The organism is Rhodococcus sp. P4_E4, from assembly GCF_056401575.1.
In genome coordinates, this window is the sequence record NZ_JBFUJB010000025.1 from 1 (window position 1) to 13,692 (window position 13,692).

Annotated in this window: 14 protein-coding genes and 4 pseudogenes; 13 read left to right on the plus strand and 5 right to left on the minus strand. The window is 61.9% G+C overall.

The window, feature by feature from the left end; genetic code table 11:
* Positions 1–200: pseudogene (locus AC1DVN_RS25980) on the plus strand (hypothetical protein); the annotation flags it as partial.
* A gap of 698 nt (positions 201–898) precedes the next feature.
* Positions 899–1,300, plus strand: a complete 402-nt coding sequence (locus AC1DVN_RS25985) for a VOC family protein (protein WP_397509193.1) — start codon at positions 899–901, stop codon at positions 1,298–1,300.
* Between the two features lie 300 nt (positions 1,301–1,600).
* Here AC1DVN_RS25985 and AC1DVN_RS25990 read toward each other — a convergent pair whose 3' ends face one another.
* On the minus strand, positions 1,601–1,801 hold the full coding sequence (locus AC1DVN_RS25990) for a dihydrofolate reductase family protein (RefSeq protein ID WP_477846683.1): 201 nt from the start codon (positions 1,799–1,801) through the stop codon (positions 1,601–1,603).
* Positions 1,767–2,246 (minus strand): hypothetical protein, encoded by a 480-nt coding sequence (locus AC1DVN_RS25995; protein WP_477846684.1) that lies wholly within the window; start codon positions 2,244–2,246, stop codon positions 1,767–1,769. Before AC1DVN_RS25995 ends, AC1DVN_RS25990 begins: the two co-directional genes overlap by 35 nt.
* A 254-nt stretch (positions 2,247–2,500) precedes the next feature.
* On the opposite strand from AC1DVN_RS25995, the gene AC1DVN_RS26000 reads away from it, so the two are divergent.
* From AC1DVN_RS26000 to AC1DVN_RS26010, 3 genes and pseudogenes are all read left to right on the plus strand, one after another.
* On the plus strand, positions 2,501–2,740 hold the full coding sequence (locus AC1DVN_RS26000; RefSeq protein WP_477994357.1) for a hypothetical protein: 240 nt from the start codon (positions 2,501–2,503) through the stop codon (positions 2,738–2,740).
* A gap of 85 nt (positions 2,741–2,825) precedes the next feature.
* Positions 2,826–3,152: pseudogene (locus AC1DVN_RS26005) on the plus strand (CorA family divalent cation transporter); the annotation flags it as partial.
* A gap of 456 nt (positions 3,153–3,608) precedes the next feature.
* Entirely contained in the window at positions 3,609–3,764 is a 156-nt protein-coding gene (locus AC1DVN_RS26010; protein WP_477994358.1) for a hypothetical protein, read from the plus strand.
* A 125-nt stretch (positions 3,765–3,889) separates the two neighbouring features.
* Here the strand turns inward: AC1DVN_RS26010 and AC1DVN_RS26015 are convergent, their stop codons facing one another.
* Positions 3,890–4,015 (minus strand): hypothetical protein, encoded by a 126-nt coding sequence (locus tag AC1DVN_RS26015; RefSeq protein WP_477846687.1) that lies wholly within the window; start codon positions 4,013–4,015, stop codon positions 3,890–3,892.
* Positions 4,016–5,013: 998 nt separating this feature from the next.
* Between AC1DVN_RS26015 and AC1DVN_RS26020 the strand changes: the two genes are divergently transcribed.
* The gene (locus AC1DVN_RS26020) at positions 5,014–5,415 is read left to right on the plus strand and encodes a helix-turn-helix domain-containing protein (RefSeq protein WP_477846688.1); all 402 of its coding nucleotides are present in this window, start codon (positions 5,014–5,016) and stop codon (positions 5,413–5,415) included.
* Between the two features lie 504 nt (positions 5,416–5,919).
* On the opposite strand, the gene AC1DVN_RS26025 is transcribed toward AC1DVN_RS26020, so the two are convergent.
* Both AC1DVN_RS26025 and AC1DVN_RS26030 read right to left on the minus strand, forming a co-directional pair.
* Positions 5,920–6,309 carry a hypothetical protein gene (locus tag AC1DVN_RS26025; RefSeq protein WP_477994359.1) on the minus strand — a complete coding sequence of 130 codons (390 nt, stop codon included), beginning with the start codon at positions 6,307–6,309 and terminating at the stop codon, positions 5,920–5,922.
* A gap of 253 nt (positions 6,310–6,562) precedes the next feature.
* Positions 6,563–7,160: pseudogene (locus AC1DVN_RS26030) on the minus strand (hypothetical protein).
* A 204-nt stretch (positions 7,161–7,364) separates the two neighbouring features.
* Here AC1DVN_RS26030 and AC1DVN_RS26035 point away from each other — a divergent pair.
* From AC1DVN_RS26035 to AC1DVN_RS26065, 7 genes and pseudogenes are all read left to right on the plus strand, one after another.
* Positions 7,365–7,613 carry a hypothetical protein gene (locus AC1DVN_RS26035; protein ID WP_192713390.1) on the plus strand — a complete coding sequence of 83 codons (249 nt, stop codon included), beginning with the start codon at positions 7,365–7,367 and terminating at the stop codon, positions 7,611–7,613.
* Positions 7,614–8,231: 618 nt separating this feature from the next.
* A pseudogene (locus AC1DVN_RS26040) lies at positions 8,232–8,411 on the plus strand (helix-turn-helix domain-containing protein); the annotation flags it as partial.
* Positions 8,412–8,462: 51 nt separating this feature from the next.
* Positions 8,463–8,801 (plus strand): cupin domain-containing protein, encoded by a 339-nt coding sequence (locus AC1DVN_RS26045; RefSeq protein ID WP_477994392.1) that lies wholly within the window; start codon positions 8,463–8,465, stop codon positions 8,799–8,801.
* A gap of 124 nt (positions 8,802–8,925) precedes the next feature.
* Positions 8,926–10,227, plus strand: a complete 1,302-nt coding sequence (locus AC1DVN_RS26050; protein ID WP_477994360.1) for an MFS transporter — start codon at positions 8,926–8,928, stop codon at positions 10,225–10,227.
* A gap of 9 nt (positions 10,228–10,236) precedes the next feature.
* Positions 10,237–11,601, plus strand: a complete 1,365-nt coding sequence (locus AC1DVN_RS26055; RefSeq protein WP_477846690.1) for an FAD-dependent oxidoreductase — start codon at positions 10,237–10,239, stop codon at positions 11,599–11,601.
* Positions 11,598–12,833 carry a CaiB/BaiF CoA transferase family protein gene (locus AC1DVN_RS26060; RefSeq protein WP_477994361.1) on the plus strand — a complete coding sequence of 412 codons (1,236 nt, stop codon included), beginning with the start codon at positions 11,598–11,600 and terminating at the stop codon, positions 12,831–12,833. Before AC1DVN_RS26055 ends, AC1DVN_RS26060 begins: the two co-directional genes overlap by 4 nt.
* A complete protein-coding gene (locus AC1DVN_RS26065) occupies positions 12,830–13,633 on the plus strand; it encodes an enoyl-CoA hydratase-related protein (RefSeq protein WP_477994362.1) in 804 nt (267 codons plus the stop codon). The genes AC1DVN_RS26060 and AC1DVN_RS26065 overlap by 4 nt, the downstream gene beginning before the upstream one ends.
* The last annotated feature ends 59 nt before the right edge of the window (positions 13,634–13,692 follow it).

Consider the following 13,692-nt stretch of genomic DNA (forward strand, 5'->3'; position numbering starts at 1 on the left):
CACGATCGAACCAGCCGTGGAGAACCAAGACTTACGGATATCAGATCGGCTGGTCTACAGAAGATTTCGACTGGGCCTGTCAGATTCACCGCGGAACACTCGACGCTGCCGGGATCGAGTCCCTACAGCAGCAACTACACCCCGGACAGCCGGTTGTCGGCACGCCTGAACTTGTCTTCGCCGGTACCGACGGATACTGAGATCAGAGGTGTCCGGGGGCCGATGATGCTTGCGAAGTTGATAGAAGCACTCGACCTGGTGACAGAGGAGCGACTCTACCGACTCTCAGAAAGGCAGCCACATGACCGAAACAGCCGCTCCCACACGCTTTGTCGTAATACCCCGCACCGAAGAACGCGGCGGATACGAAAACAAGTGCTTCACCCACTACGTCCAAGACAACGGCGGCCGCTACTGCCTCCGCGGCCGATGGTTCAGTGGGACGCGGAATGGCTCGCGAACAGCATGGACAGCAAGTAGGAATAACTCACCAAAGAAGGCCCGCACGGATTCGGTGCGGGCTTCACTGCTGTACCCCTACGCCGGGGCAGGACGCTCCCGCATCTTCATCATGGTCAGCTCCGCGCCGTCCTTGTACCGGTAAGCCCACCGACCATTAAACCCACCGGCCATCCGTCGTCAGCATCGTGCCGTCCTCGCCCTCGTCGGGGGCCGGGCTCCACTCTTGAACCTCATCCAGCTCTGCAAGTCTCGCTCATCTCGCTCGAGTACTGAACCATGTCGTCCATTATCGTTCGTGAGCTGGGTCGCCCGAGCACGCGCCTGTCGACGACAGTGATAGTGGTTATGGGGGCATCGTGCACAAGAACGCAGGTAGGGCCCTCGCTGTAGGGTGACGTCGTCGAGTCGTTTACGGTGATGAATGAGGTGCGAAACAATGGGATTCTCGGTCGAGCGGTTTGACCACATCGTGATCAACTGTCGTGATGTCGACGCCACAGCCCAGTGGTACGCGACAGTACTCGGAATGACGATCGAGCGATTCGGCCCTACGGCGCGCACTGCGGTGAAGTTCGGAAATCAGAAGATCAATTTGCGGCCGCTCGGAAGGGTGGAGCACGACCCGGGCTGGACGACCGGTGCCGTCGAGGCGGCAGGTTCCGAGGATTTGTGCTTCGTCACGTCGGCTTCGCCTGATGCTGTCAGTGCCCACCTGGAGAGCTGTGGGGTGGAGGTGCTCGACGGGCCCGTGACCAAGCTAGGTGCCCTCGGAGAGATGGTGTCGCACTATTGTCGGGATCTGGATGGCAATCTCATCGAGATTGCCGTCTATCCGTGAATTGAGCACGCCGAGAATGGCTTACCGTCGTGGCAACACGGTCCGATGTTGCCTCATTCGCGTTCGCATATTTCGTAGCAAGCAAGTAACGCACAGGGCCCGCGAGGAATGGTGGGTCTCCCGCAGGAGTTGACGAAGCCGCCGGAACCGAAAAGGTGTCCAGTGGCTTCACAGGGTCGGCGCCGGTCTTGCGCCTCTCGGCAAGTGGCCGCTCGAAGCGGCATCGAGAGGGGCGGGGTAGTCGCGGGTGAGCGTGAATCCGGAGCGAGCGAGTCGGTGTTGCGTCGTCATCAGTGCGTCCTATCGGGTCAGAGTGATGTGGATTGTGCCGCTCTCGGCTACTTCGGTCGTAATGGTGTGGGTGAGTTCTATGCTGCGCAGGTCGTCCCACAGTCGATGGCCGCGGCCGAGGAGAATCGGGGCGACCAAGAGGTGCAGGTCGTCGACCAGTCCGGCGCGCAGGAAGTCACGCGCCGTGCGGTACCCACCGCCGACGCGCACGTCGAGGTCGCCGGCGGCCTCTGTTGCCTCGGCGAGCACGTCCTCGATTGCGGTGTCGCGGAAGTGGAATGTGGTGCCCCCCTTGCATCGGGCGCGACGGGCGTGGTGCGGTGTGGGTGGGCACGTAGACGGCGGTGCCGAACGGCGGTGTATCGCCCCACCAGCCTTTCCAGTGCGCATCGTCGGGGAAGGCATGGAGCCCGAACATCCCCGCGCCCATGATCTCGGAGCCGATTCCCTCGGAGTGCGCGGCGGCGTATCGGTCGTCAACGCCGGTCGTGCCTGCGCCGCTGGTGTCGCCGAAGACGTTCTCCCGGAACGTACGGGTCGCGGCGTACGCAGTTGTGAGGCGCCCCCAGTCTTCGCCCATCGGGTTGTCCGGGGTCGGGTCGGACGGGGTGTAACCGTCCAGCGAGATGAATAGATCCATGCGAACGCGGGTCATGTCAGGTTTCCTTCGGGGGCGTGAGTGCTAGATGGATGCCGAGCCGGTCGGCTCGGTGTTCTGCGGGGGTTCGCGGCTCGCCGAGCCACAGGTGCAGCACGTCGAGGGCACCTGGTCGCAGTCTTACGGTGCGGAGCGTTCCTCTGCTCGTCGAGCGCATGGCGGGGGAGAAACTTTCCTTGCTGGTCGCGTCGTAGCCGAAGGTGTCCGCGGCAGAAAAGTCAGATATCAAACAGGCGAGAGTCTTTCTCGCATTGCTTAATTCGGAGATCGACGAACTGTCCGAGCGTATCGAATCCGCGCTGCGACTGGCGCGGGGTACGCGTCCGGCCGGATCGGCTCAGGCATCGGCAGCGCGCACCGACGCGGCTGCCCTGCGTAAGGACCTTCACCGAGTTCATCGTCTGGTCGAGCAATTGATCCTTCGCTTTCTTGCCACCAACTGTCCGGCTGATCATTCCTCTGCAGCCGATGGACTTCCGTTGCAACATTGATCAGGCTCCGCCCGCGGTCGAGCGGCTATCCTGAGTCGCCCTCCACTTCGCGGGCAGGAATCTACGGGGACGGTGAGCTGCGGGGATGGATCGGCAACCAGCATCAAGTACGGCCGCTGCTGTGGTCGACTGCGCCGTCTACGTCGACGGGATGCGACTCCCCGGCACCCACACACCGGAGAGTGCGTTGGGCGAGGTTTGGCGCCGCGGGTCAGGTTTCGTGTGGCTCGGGCTGTTCGCACCCACCTTCGAGCAGATGACGGCCGTCGCACAGACCTACGGCCTGCACGAATTGGTCGCCGAGGACTCGGTGCATGCGCATCAACGCCCCAAACTCGAACAGTACGACGAGGTGACGGTGTTGGTGATGCGCACGGCCCACTATCTCTCGCCGACGTCGATCCGGACCGCGCCACCCCGGCTGGTGAGGCAGCGCTGGTCGAGGACCGTGCGTCTTTGGCGGAATTGGCACGTGAAGTGCTCGGCCCGTCGTGGCCTGAGAACTGATCTCACCGAACAAGTTTCGTGGTCCTGCGGCATGCGGCGTAGATGAGCGTACCGATCGTGAGTACACCGATGCCGATGGCGACGGATGCGGTCGGCAAGAATGCCGCCAGCGCGACGCATCCGATTCCGCCGAGCGCCGGCACTACACGAGTGCGAGCGGTGGGGGGGCGGAGGCACCGAAGTTGATCAGACTCCGCCCGTGGGATGGTCCGACATCGTGTTTACGCCTAATCCCGGCACCGTCATGGATGGCACTTCCTCCGTGGTTTCGAAGAGTCATCCGCGCGCCATCCTCACGGCCAATGTGAACTGTCGCTCGGACGGTAGGTCTGCAATCCGGATCCTCGTGAATGGCAATGTGGTGAATAACAGTTCCGATATCGAGGGTTATGACGTTCGCGGCGGAACTGCAGTCGGCTACCCGTTGACCGCCGGGGACAGGGTGAAGGTTCAGTACAACGGAATCAGCCAGTTCGGCACCACTATCTTCACACGAATCGGCTTTACCGTTCTGTAAAAAAGGGCGCCTCTACCGGGATTCGGTGGGGGCGTCTTTTGCTGTTTCATACGGCGTGATTGGCCGAATAAACTGGGCCGAGTTGGTTGGCCCCGCAGCAGCGGTGGGTGGGCTCTGTTGGGACTTCAGCGGACGAGGCGGTGCCCGAGAGGTACGCCGAAGGGCTGAGTCGTGGCCACCGAACCGAGTGATCGGGTTACGAAGGCGATGACGAGAGCTCCGGTTATGAGGAGCAGTGCTTTTCGTTTCACGACATCTCCGTTTCGAGGTGTGTTAGATACGACGGGCTTCCTGCCGCAGGTAGTTGCCGAGGGTAACTAGATTTGGCGTTCTGCGCTCCGTAGCAAGGCAGCCCTGACGGCCACACAAGATAGGGGACCGTCAGGGCTGGTACACGAACAACTGTAGCGTTATGCGTTTACAATCCGACCATACCTGCAACGGTAGCCGTATCGTAACTTCGGGGTCTTTTCAGCTCCGACTTCGCCCTCTGCCTCAATTAGGCGGGGCGCGTGATGTGTGAGTTCGCAGTGGCAACCCGAGACGACGTCGAGAGCGACTCTCGGATCGGAATGACATCCGCAGGGCAGGAACTTCGGTGATCTTGCTGCAGTCTCAGCCGTTCGGTCGGCGAGATCCATGGGCCGTTGTAAACCACGCTGCTGCAGCGTCGGCATTGCGTGCAGTATGCACCGTTTTTCATCAGCTACTACAACTCTCGGCGTCCGGGGCCCGACCCGTAGAAGATCTTAGTCGGCGCAGTCGAAGTGAGCGCTGGCAACTCGTCGGACTGGGCCGTGTGGCTGACCGGGTTACCGACATCGAGCTGCCGCGGCAGCTGTCTACCGCGTGAGGGGAAGGTCAGACCTCAATCTCGTCGGGCATTTTCGAAATCCAGGGGTTACCAAGAAGGGCCACCAGCGAGTGTGTGATCAGCACGCTGGCGGCCCGGGGTGCGCCGAGAACCGAGGCCTGTAGCGGCGCACCGTTTGTGGTGCCCCGCCGGCTGTCTGGGGGATCGCGTCGGCAGGGCTACGCCATACTCGAAGTTTGGGGGTTCGAGCGATGCCGCCGAGGAAAATCTACGGATCCGAGGGTTCCGATACCAATCTTCGCGGCGTCACAGATACTTGAGTGTTGAACTATCCCCTATTCATGCACAGGGCATGGGGATTACTGATCCGGCTGCGCAACTCTCGAAGTGTTTCGCTGCGCGAAGGTTCAGAAACTCCGTGGGAAAATGACACCTATGTCGTCAGGATTCGCAACTTGGGTTCGTGACCAGATCGCGGCCTGCGGCTATCAGAGCCCCGAGGAGGCAGCTCGGGCGCTGGGTGTCTATCCATCGCAGATGCTTCAGTGGACGAGGATCTCGCGATCACCGACCCCGCAAGTGTTGAGGCGCGTCGCAGCGTTGTTCGATGCGCCTGTGCAGGAAGTGTTGATCGCCGCCGGGTTCATGACTGAAGAAGAAAACGTGCCGTTGTCGCCGACAAGAATGTCGCTGCAGCAATTGTCGAACAAGCAGATTCTCGACGAGATTCGGCGCCGGACTGCCGGAGACTTGGGAGGGCCGCCGATTCCTGTGCGCGTAAACGGAGTTCTTCATTCGCCGGATGGCCCGCCCACAGTGTTCGTCAGTTACACCTAGGCGGGCCGCGCACGCCGAGCCGGCAAAGGCGAACGTGCACGAGCGATACTACTTCTCGAGTATGGGGCCGAACCGCGCTTGGCGGTTGCACACGGTACTTAAGTATCAGGCAGGCGCGTCGCCAGCGCGTCCATAGTGCCTACGGTTCAACGTGGCGGCGTGAGCGTTTGGAGAGACCCACCCCCGGCGAGTGCACAGCCGGAGGGCAGGCCTTGCGCGGCCGAACTGATCACTCAGAATCGCCGCAGCAATGAAATGATATCCAATTTCCGCGTTCAAAATGCCAGATAGTACTTCGAGTGTGCGATCCAAGTGCGAAAATTCATTGCCGATAACTTATATTTTGCCATGCTAACTTCTGCATATATTGTGCCGCAGCGTCTTTCGCTTGCAGTGGCAGTCCAGCTGCCACCGCGAAACTGCACCGCGGTTTATGCAGTATTCGAAAGCCAGCCGTCGAACGAATTAGGGCGCAGTGCTAGCTGGAGTCGAGGTTTGGGCTGGTCAGACGATGCCGCCCAAACCTCCCATGCGTGTCGTACAACCGCTCCTGTCCTTCCACACAGCGACACCCTCCACGAGTCGCGCGCTCATGAATCCGCCGCCGTCACCCCACGGCCATGCGGTACCAAGGTCGGCCACAACGTCCTGGACCGAATCAGCCATCGCCCACAGCGCGAATTCTTCGTCCGAGTCGACGTGGGTCCCGATCCAGCTACCATCGAATTCGCCCGGATCGACGCCGGCAACCGTCACCGCGCTCAGCAGGAACACACCGTCGATCTCGGGGTCGTAGTCGATCTCCCAATCGACGTGTTCAATATCGTTGCCGTACTGGCGCACCCACAGGTCGCGGCCCAATCGAGACAAAGCCAACGTCCACGGCTCAGACAAGTCCGAGTGCACCACCCGAACCCCCAGCAAGGGAGACCACGTGGCACTCAAAGACAAATCGTGGTGACGCACCGAGCCAGTCTCTCAGCCCAGTGGTCCACACCCGACGTCGCGGGCGCGCCCCCCAGCCTGGCTCATTCCCCACGAACTCGGAACAATACGACCAATCTTGATATGCAGCGTTGTCAACAATGATCGAAATGTGCAGTGCAGCAACGAAATACATTCGCATTGAACGTGCATCGCGGTGTCGCTACCAGAGTGGGAGCGGACGTCCTGCAGCCTCGGCCGCGGCGATTCGCTCGTCGATGACGTCGCTTCCTACGTTCTGTTCGATCCCGGTCCGGATCGCGGCGGCGATGGCACGAGTGCGACCCGCGGGCCCGCGAACGTCGGCGAGTGGGCTGGCGATGTTGCGTCGCCGGAGCTTGTATTCGCCACGGGTTGCTGCGATTGGTTCCCAACTGCATGTGTGCCGGGTTGGTGCAGCCGGCGAAGTCGACGATGCGGTGCTGTGCCATCAATGCGACGCCGTATTCGGGCTGGTAGGCGAACAGATGCGCCGGCACGGTCCCGTGTCGTGACAGCCCGGGCAGGCTCGCCGCACGGAAAGATCCGTGCCCGGTCGAGGACACTCCGCCGATCCACGGCCAGCACTGCTCTCGCCGTCGGTAGCGTTTGGATTCGAAGCGGGACACGACGGCAGGATCGTCGAGCCAGGAACGCCACAGACGTTCGGGGATGCGTACAGGGTGGGGCTGCCCGATCAACATCATCTGGAACGCCGGCAGCGCGGGAGTGTTGTCGGGCATGCCAGGCAAGGGCGATGGAGCATCGTTGACGAACGTCATCAGCTGCTCCTGGCACTCGATCCGGACTGTTACCCGAACCGACTGTAGGAGCGTGCACCGACAGGGCCGTGCTCACGGTGGTCTCGGACGGACACGGGTAACAGCTCCAGCGAACGACAGCGGCATCCAGCACACTCGGCTCCGCGCGTTTCCTGAGCATGCGACGCTGGGCCCGAACGAAGTTGCTCTGTCAGAATCAGGCAGATGACCGACAAAAACGGCAAAAGCAAAGACGTGGCCGCAGTAGGTGCCCGAGTTCGAATCACGGTGTCAGACTCCGATGCTGATGGCGCCGTGACATGCACGGGTGTGGTGATCGAGGACTACGCGGACATGGTCATCGACTCCGGGTCGGTAGGGCGGGACTGGGCTCCGGTACATCGCTGGGCGATCGCACTGGATGACGGACGACTGATCTTCGCCAACGACGAAGACCTTGCCCCTGCAGACTAGAAGCACCCCGCGGCGCGTCTCGCTCTTCGAAAGCGGATTCGGCACAGAACTCCTGGATCGGGTAACAGCGCCAGAGCCGGACTGCGCCGTGGGAAGGTAGTCATCCGCGACGCAGAGCGGGAGTCGTTTCTCGGCTATGCGGTGGGCTGCTGTTCCTCGATGGTGTCGTCTGTTCGGATACGGTTGCCGGTGAACCGGTCTCGGTACTGGACGAGGTGCGGGGCGCCGATTTGTTGCGGCCAGAGTTGGACGTGGGGTCGTATCTGCCTCTCGATTGCGTATGCCGCGGGCCCCGGAGAATGTAGGCCGCCAGGATCTCAGCGAATAGGCAAGCGCGTTGTGGGGTCCCCGTTGCGGGTAGTCAGGTCAAGGGCTGGATGACCGTCTCAGCGGAACTGCTTGGCGTGGGATTGCTTCATTGAGCCAGGTTCCGCGCGTAAGTTCGATGCGTTTTTACGTGTTTACTGCCCTGCGGATATCCGCAGCCGAGGGGATTCGGCCTGTGGCTCTGCGAGTTTCACAAAATCGTTGACTTAGTAAATTTTTTCAGTATATTGAACGTAGCGCACATCACAGGAAGGACTTCTAATGACGCTTGATGCTACATCGCCAGCTGTCATGAAGTCCCTCCTCGTTAGCGTCGGAATCCAGGTCAAGGCATTGCGCAAGGAGCGGGGTCTCACGCTCTCGCAACTTTCTGAACTCACGGGGCTGAGCCCCGCGATTGTGAGCCAGATTGAACGCGGACTAGCGAACCCGTCATTTACTACACTCGCTCAGCTCGCCCACGGACTGGGGATCCCCGTTGGACGGTTCTTCCCTACCCAAGAAGAATCCACGTCCCCGGTCGTGCGGAAGGATGAACGGCGCAACCTCAAAGGAACTGCGCGAGAATCCGACGGGGGAGAGGTCTACGAACTTTTGACCCCCAATCTCAACGGATCCTTGGAGGTGCACTGGATTGTCAGCCCTCCAGGGTCCGACACCAGCTCCACCCCCTTCCGCCACGGCGGAGAAGAATTCGGTGTTGTGCTCTCCGGGAAGAAGGACGTCTACCTCGACGGAGAGTTGTACGTTCTCGAGGCCGGCGACTCGATCACCTATGCCTCCGATGTCCCCCATTGGTACATGAATCCATACGACGAAGCCTGCGTCTCCATCTGGGTGAATACTCCACCCACCTGGTAATAGTTCGCTACACCTAGCAGGCGTTTCCCCTCACTGATTGGCTCTAAACCGTTGTGCATTGTGCCCACCGGTTCCTCAGTCGATCCTTCATGCGCTCTGACGGCGCAAGTGAAAGAAGGAAATCATGGTAGAAACCGTTGTCTCCCCAGCGGCAAAACGCAACACATCACGCTTCTCTTCCGAGGTTCGCCGAGGCCTGTTCGGGCTCGGACTCGGCAATGCCCTCGAATGGTACGACTGGATGATCTTCGGTCTCTTGTCGGCGTTCATTGGGCCAAGTTTCTTCCCCTCGCACGATCCTGTTACCGCAACCCTCGGTGCCCTGGCCGTGTTTGCGGTGGGGTTCGCGTTCCGCCCTCTTGGCGGCATCCTGCTTGGCACCCTTGCCGACCAGATCGGCCGCCGGCGCGTGATGCTCCTGTCGATCATGATGATGGCAGCTACAACATTGGTCATCGCACTCACTCCCACCTACGCACAGATCGGTCCATGGGCAGGAGTCATCCTGCTGCTGTGCCGCGTTGTTCAGGGAATTTCGGCCGGTATCGAGGCTCCATTGTCCACCGCACACGCTCTGGAACTGGCGCCAGAAGGCCGCGAAGGTGCCGTCGCCGGCATCATGACGTTCTACGTCAACATCGGTGTCTTGCTCGCCTCGATGGTCAGCTTCTTGTGCAGCCTGGCTCTGAGCGGTGATGAGATGACCGCGTGGGGTTGGCGCATCCCATTCATCATCGGGGCAGTCTTCGGGTTCGTGGTTCTCTATCTGCGCCGCACGCTCCCGGAAACGATGAAGCCGGAAGAGTTGGCGGAAACGACGACGAAGTCTGTTTGGGCCGGTGTACGCAAGAACTGGCTGAGCGTTCTCGCGATCGTCTTTGTTGTCGGTGCGGTCCAGGCCTACAGCTACGCTTGGACCACCGGCCTGCCCAGCGCCGCACGCAGCGGCTTCAAGGAAAATCCGACTTCGGTCTTTGCCGTGACCACGATTCTTGGCGTGATCATGGTGGTCGGCAGCTGGATCATTGGAAAGCTCGTTGACGGCCGACCCATGTCGCGCTGGTTCATCGTGACGCGGATACTCGCGGTCCCTTCCGTTTTCCTCATGCTGGCATACACCGAGCCCGGCATCGGAGGATTCGCCGTGGTGCTTCTGGGCGGTTCGGTGGTGCTCGTACTGAACCTGACCCTCTACAACGTGGTCTCCAGCTCCCTGATGCCCAAGGCTTCACGTGGTGCCGGCGTATCACTGGGCTACGGCGTCGGCGTCGCACTCTTCGGAGGCACCGCTTCCTATCTGTTGGTGTGGCTGCAATCGGTCGGTGCTTCATGGCTCTTCCCGGTCTATGTAGCAGTTCTCCTCATTCTCAGCATCGTCTTCTACATCCTTGCCCGCCGTGCCAACGGCCTCTACATCGGAAAGTGAAGAACCACAATGACTGCACTAGACCTTCGAGTCACCCCCGCGACCTTGAAAGCACCCGTAGTTTCGCGCTCCGACGTCATCGTCGTGGGCGGTGGACCCGCCGGTGTGTCCGCCGCGGTCACCGCAGCGCGTTCCGGCGCCAAAGTCACTCTGCTGGAGAGGTACTCATACCTCGGCGGGCTCGCCTCCGGCGGCATGGTCCTGGTACTCGATGACATGGTCAACGGGTCGGAAATCTCCGTCACGGGCATCGTCTCCGAGTACATCGAACGCATGGACCGGCTTGGCCTCGTGGTGGTTGCACCGGAGGAAGACCGCTACGCATCGCGCGAAACCTGGAACAAGTGGGGCAGATACGGTCTCTTCGACTTCCATTCGCATGTGCAGCCAAAGCCGATCTGCTATGCAGCGGCGTTCGACCCCGATGGCTGGAAGCGGGTCTCGAACGACATGGTGCGGGAAGCCGGCGTCGACCTGCGTCTCCACACCTGGTTCAGCCAGCCCGTCGTTGAGAACGGCGTGATGAAGGGCGTGATCTGCGAATCCAAGGCCGGCCCGCAGGCATACCTCGCCGACATCGTCATCGACACCACTGGCGACATCGACGTTGCCTCCCGCGCGGGCGCCAGCCACATCCAGGACAGCTACCTGACCACCCTGGTGTTCCGGCTCGGCGGCGTGGACACGGATGCCGCGGAGCACTTCGAACAGGAAAACCCCAAGGAAGCACGCGCCATCAACCGCATCATCAAGCGCCTGCTCGGCGGAGCCTGGGAACTGTGGTGGCTGAAGACCCCGCTGCCCGGCGTGGTCTGGTGCAACGCTCCGCACATGACTGGCTACAACGGCGTTGACCCCGTCGATCTCACCCGCGCCGAGTTGGCGGCCCGCGACCGGATCGCCGAGGCTGCGTCCTATGTGCGGGAGAACTTGCCGGGCTTCGAGAACAGCTACATCGTCGATGCCGCACCACAGATCGGTGTGCGCCAAACGCGCCTGCTGCAGGGCGAATACGTGATGACCAAGGACGATGTCACCACCCGCCGCCACTTCGCCGACTCGGTAGCACGCGGTCGCGACTACTACTACCCGTACCGCTCATTACTTCCCAAGGAAGTCGACCAGCTGCTCGTCGCGGGCCGCCACTACTCGGCGACTCCCGACGCCCAGAAGTCCTCGAGGGAAATCCCCCCGTGCATGGCCATGGGACAGGCCGTCGGCGTGGCCGCAGCCATCGCGCTGGACAAGAACCTCCTGGTCCGGGATGTTTCCGCAACCGACATTCAGGCAGGCATGAAATTGCACGGAGCCGACCCCGGCGACGTTCCTGCCACGAACGCAACCATCGACGCCCCCGAGGAGGCACTGGTATGAGTATCACCGACACCCGTCCGAATGACCTGAGCGAACCAGGGGCAAAGGCCCTGCCGCTCCCGCTGGCCGGGATCACCGTTGTTGACTTCACCCAGGTCTTCATGGGGCCAAGTGCCACCCAGATGCTCGGGGACTTCGGCGCCGACATCATCAAGATCGAGCGCCCGGGCCTCGGCGACATCGCCCGCAACTCGTTCCCGGACAAGGACGGGCAGGACAACCCGATCTTCCTCTCGATCAACCGGAACAAGCGCAGCCTCTCGATCGACACCCGGGAGGAGGAAGGCCGCGCGGTACTGCGACGCATCATCGCCGAGGCCGACGTAGTGGTCAGCAACTTCCGCCACGGTGTCATTGAGCGCATGGGCTTCGGCTACGAGGAACTCTCGCGTGAAAACCGCGGCCTGATCTGGGCTTCCGGCACAGGATTCGGCAACGAAGGGCCGTACGCACACAAGGGCGGGCAGGATGCGATTGCGCAGGCCTACTCCGGAGTGATGTGGCGCCGCGAATCGCCCGAGATCCCCCTGTCCATGTACCCCACGACCCTCTGCGACTACACCACCGGAATGCACCTGGCCCAGGGGATCCTGCTCGCCCTGCGCACCCGCGACCTCACAGGGCAGGGCCAGAAAGTGGAAGTCACGATGTACGACTCGATGCTGCACATGCAGATGCAGGAGGCCTGCATGCAGCTTAACCGCGGCTACGAGGTCAACTGGGCCGAAATGCCGTTGAGCGGGGTCTTCGAAACCACCGACGGCGCCCTGTGCCTGGTCGGCGGATTCACCCAAAACCCGTTGCACCATCTGTCCCGGGCACTGGACCTAGAGGACGACCTCAGCGAGCGCCCCGAGTACGCAACGCTTGAACAGCAGTTCGCCCAAAAGCCGTCGCTGCAAAAGATCTTCGCCGCAAAGTTTGCCACCAACACCACCGCGTACTGGTGCCAACGGCTGGAGGACGAAGGGCTGCTCAACGCCCCGGTCAATTCCCTTGAACAGACGCTCGCGGATCCACAGACCGCCGCCAACAACATGATCGTCGAGGCCGAGCACCCGGTGGTCGGCACCGTCAAGATGTTGAACGCGCCGATCAGGCTTTCGGCCAACCCACCCGAGGTGCGCCGGGCCGCACCCCAACTCGGCGAACACAACGTCGAGATCCTCCGTGAGTACGGCGTGGACGACGCGACCATCGAAAAGCTGCGCGCGGACGGGGTGCTGCGATGAGCACGCCATTCGAGAAGCGCGACGGCGTGAGCTTCGAAGTCGCCAACCACATCGCCCGGGTGACGATCGACCGGCCCCAGGTGCTCAACGCGGTGGACGGACATGCCTTCGACCGACTCAACGAGATCTGGGATCGCATCGAGGCGGACAGCGATGTCCGCGTGGTCGTGGTGACCGGCGCGGGGGACCGCGCATTCAGCGTGGGGGCAGACATGACCCCCTCCGCGGTCGCCAAGACCGGCCTGGAGTACTGGGCGGACATGGATCCCAACGGGTTCGGAGGCCTCAGCCTGCGCAACACCCTCGACGTGCCGGTCATCGCCCGGGTCAACGGCTACGCGCTTGGCGGCGGCATGGAAATTGTGCTCGGTGCGGACATCGTTGTTGCCGCCGAGCACGCTCGTCTGGGGCTCACGGAACCCAACGTCGGGCGGCTCGCACTTGACGGTGGGATCGCGCTTCTGGCTCGCAAGATTCCGCACAACGTGGCCATGGGCATGCTGCTCACCGGCCGCAAGGCCAGCGCGCAGGAGCTGCACAGTCACGGGCTTGTCAACGAGGTTGTCCCGTACGCCGAGCTCGACGAAGCCGTCGAACGCTGGGTCCAGCAGATCCTGCGCTGCGCACCCACTTCGGTTCGTGCCGTCAAGCAGATGGTGACCCGCACCGAGCGCCTGTCGGCACGCGACGCCCGTGCGCTCCTGGTGCCGGCACTCACCGACGCACTCATGAGCAAGGAGCAGGAAGAGGGAGTCCTGGCCTTCCAGGAGAGGCGGGAACCGGTTTGGAGCGGCCGCTAGGCCGGACACCGCGCGTCGAAGCAACCAAACGAAGCAAGCAAGTGAAGCAACCACCGGAA

Excerpts from the sequence above, each read along its gene's own strand:
- AC1DVN_RS26060 (WP_477994361.1), top strand. The coding sequence starts at position 11,598 with ATGAGTATCACCGACACCCGTCCGAATGACCTGAGCGAACCAGGGGCA.
- AC1DVN_RS26065 (WP_477994362.1), top strand. The coding sequence starts at position 12,830 with ATGAGCACGCCATTCGAGAAGCGCGACGGCGTGAGCTTCGAAGTCGCC.
- AC1DVN_RS26055 (WP_477846690.1), top strand. The coding sequence starts at position 10,237 with ATGACTGCACTAGACCTTCGAGTCACCCCCGCGACCTTGAAAGCACCC.
- AC1DVN_RS26035 (WP_192713390.1), top strand. The coding sequence starts at position 7,365 with ATGACCGACAAAAACGGCAAAAGCAAAGACGTGGCCGCAGTAGGTGCC.
- AC1DVN_RS26020 (WP_477846688.1), top strand. The coding sequence starts at position 5,014 with ATGTCGTCAGGATTCGCAACTTGGGTTCGTGACCAGATCGCGGCCTGC.
- AC1DVN_RS26050 (WP_477994360.1), top strand. The coding sequence starts at position 8,926 with ATGGTAGAAACCGTTGTCTCCCCAGCGGCAAAACGCAACACATCACGC.
- AC1DVN_RS25985 (WP_397509193.1), top strand. The coding sequence starts at position 899 with ATGGGATTCTCGGTCGAGCGGTTTGACCACATCGTGATCAACTGTCGT.
- AC1DVN_RS25995 (WP_477846684.1), bottom strand. The coding sequence starts at position 2,246 with ATGACCCGCGTTCGCATGGATCTATTCATCTCGCTGGACGGTTACACC.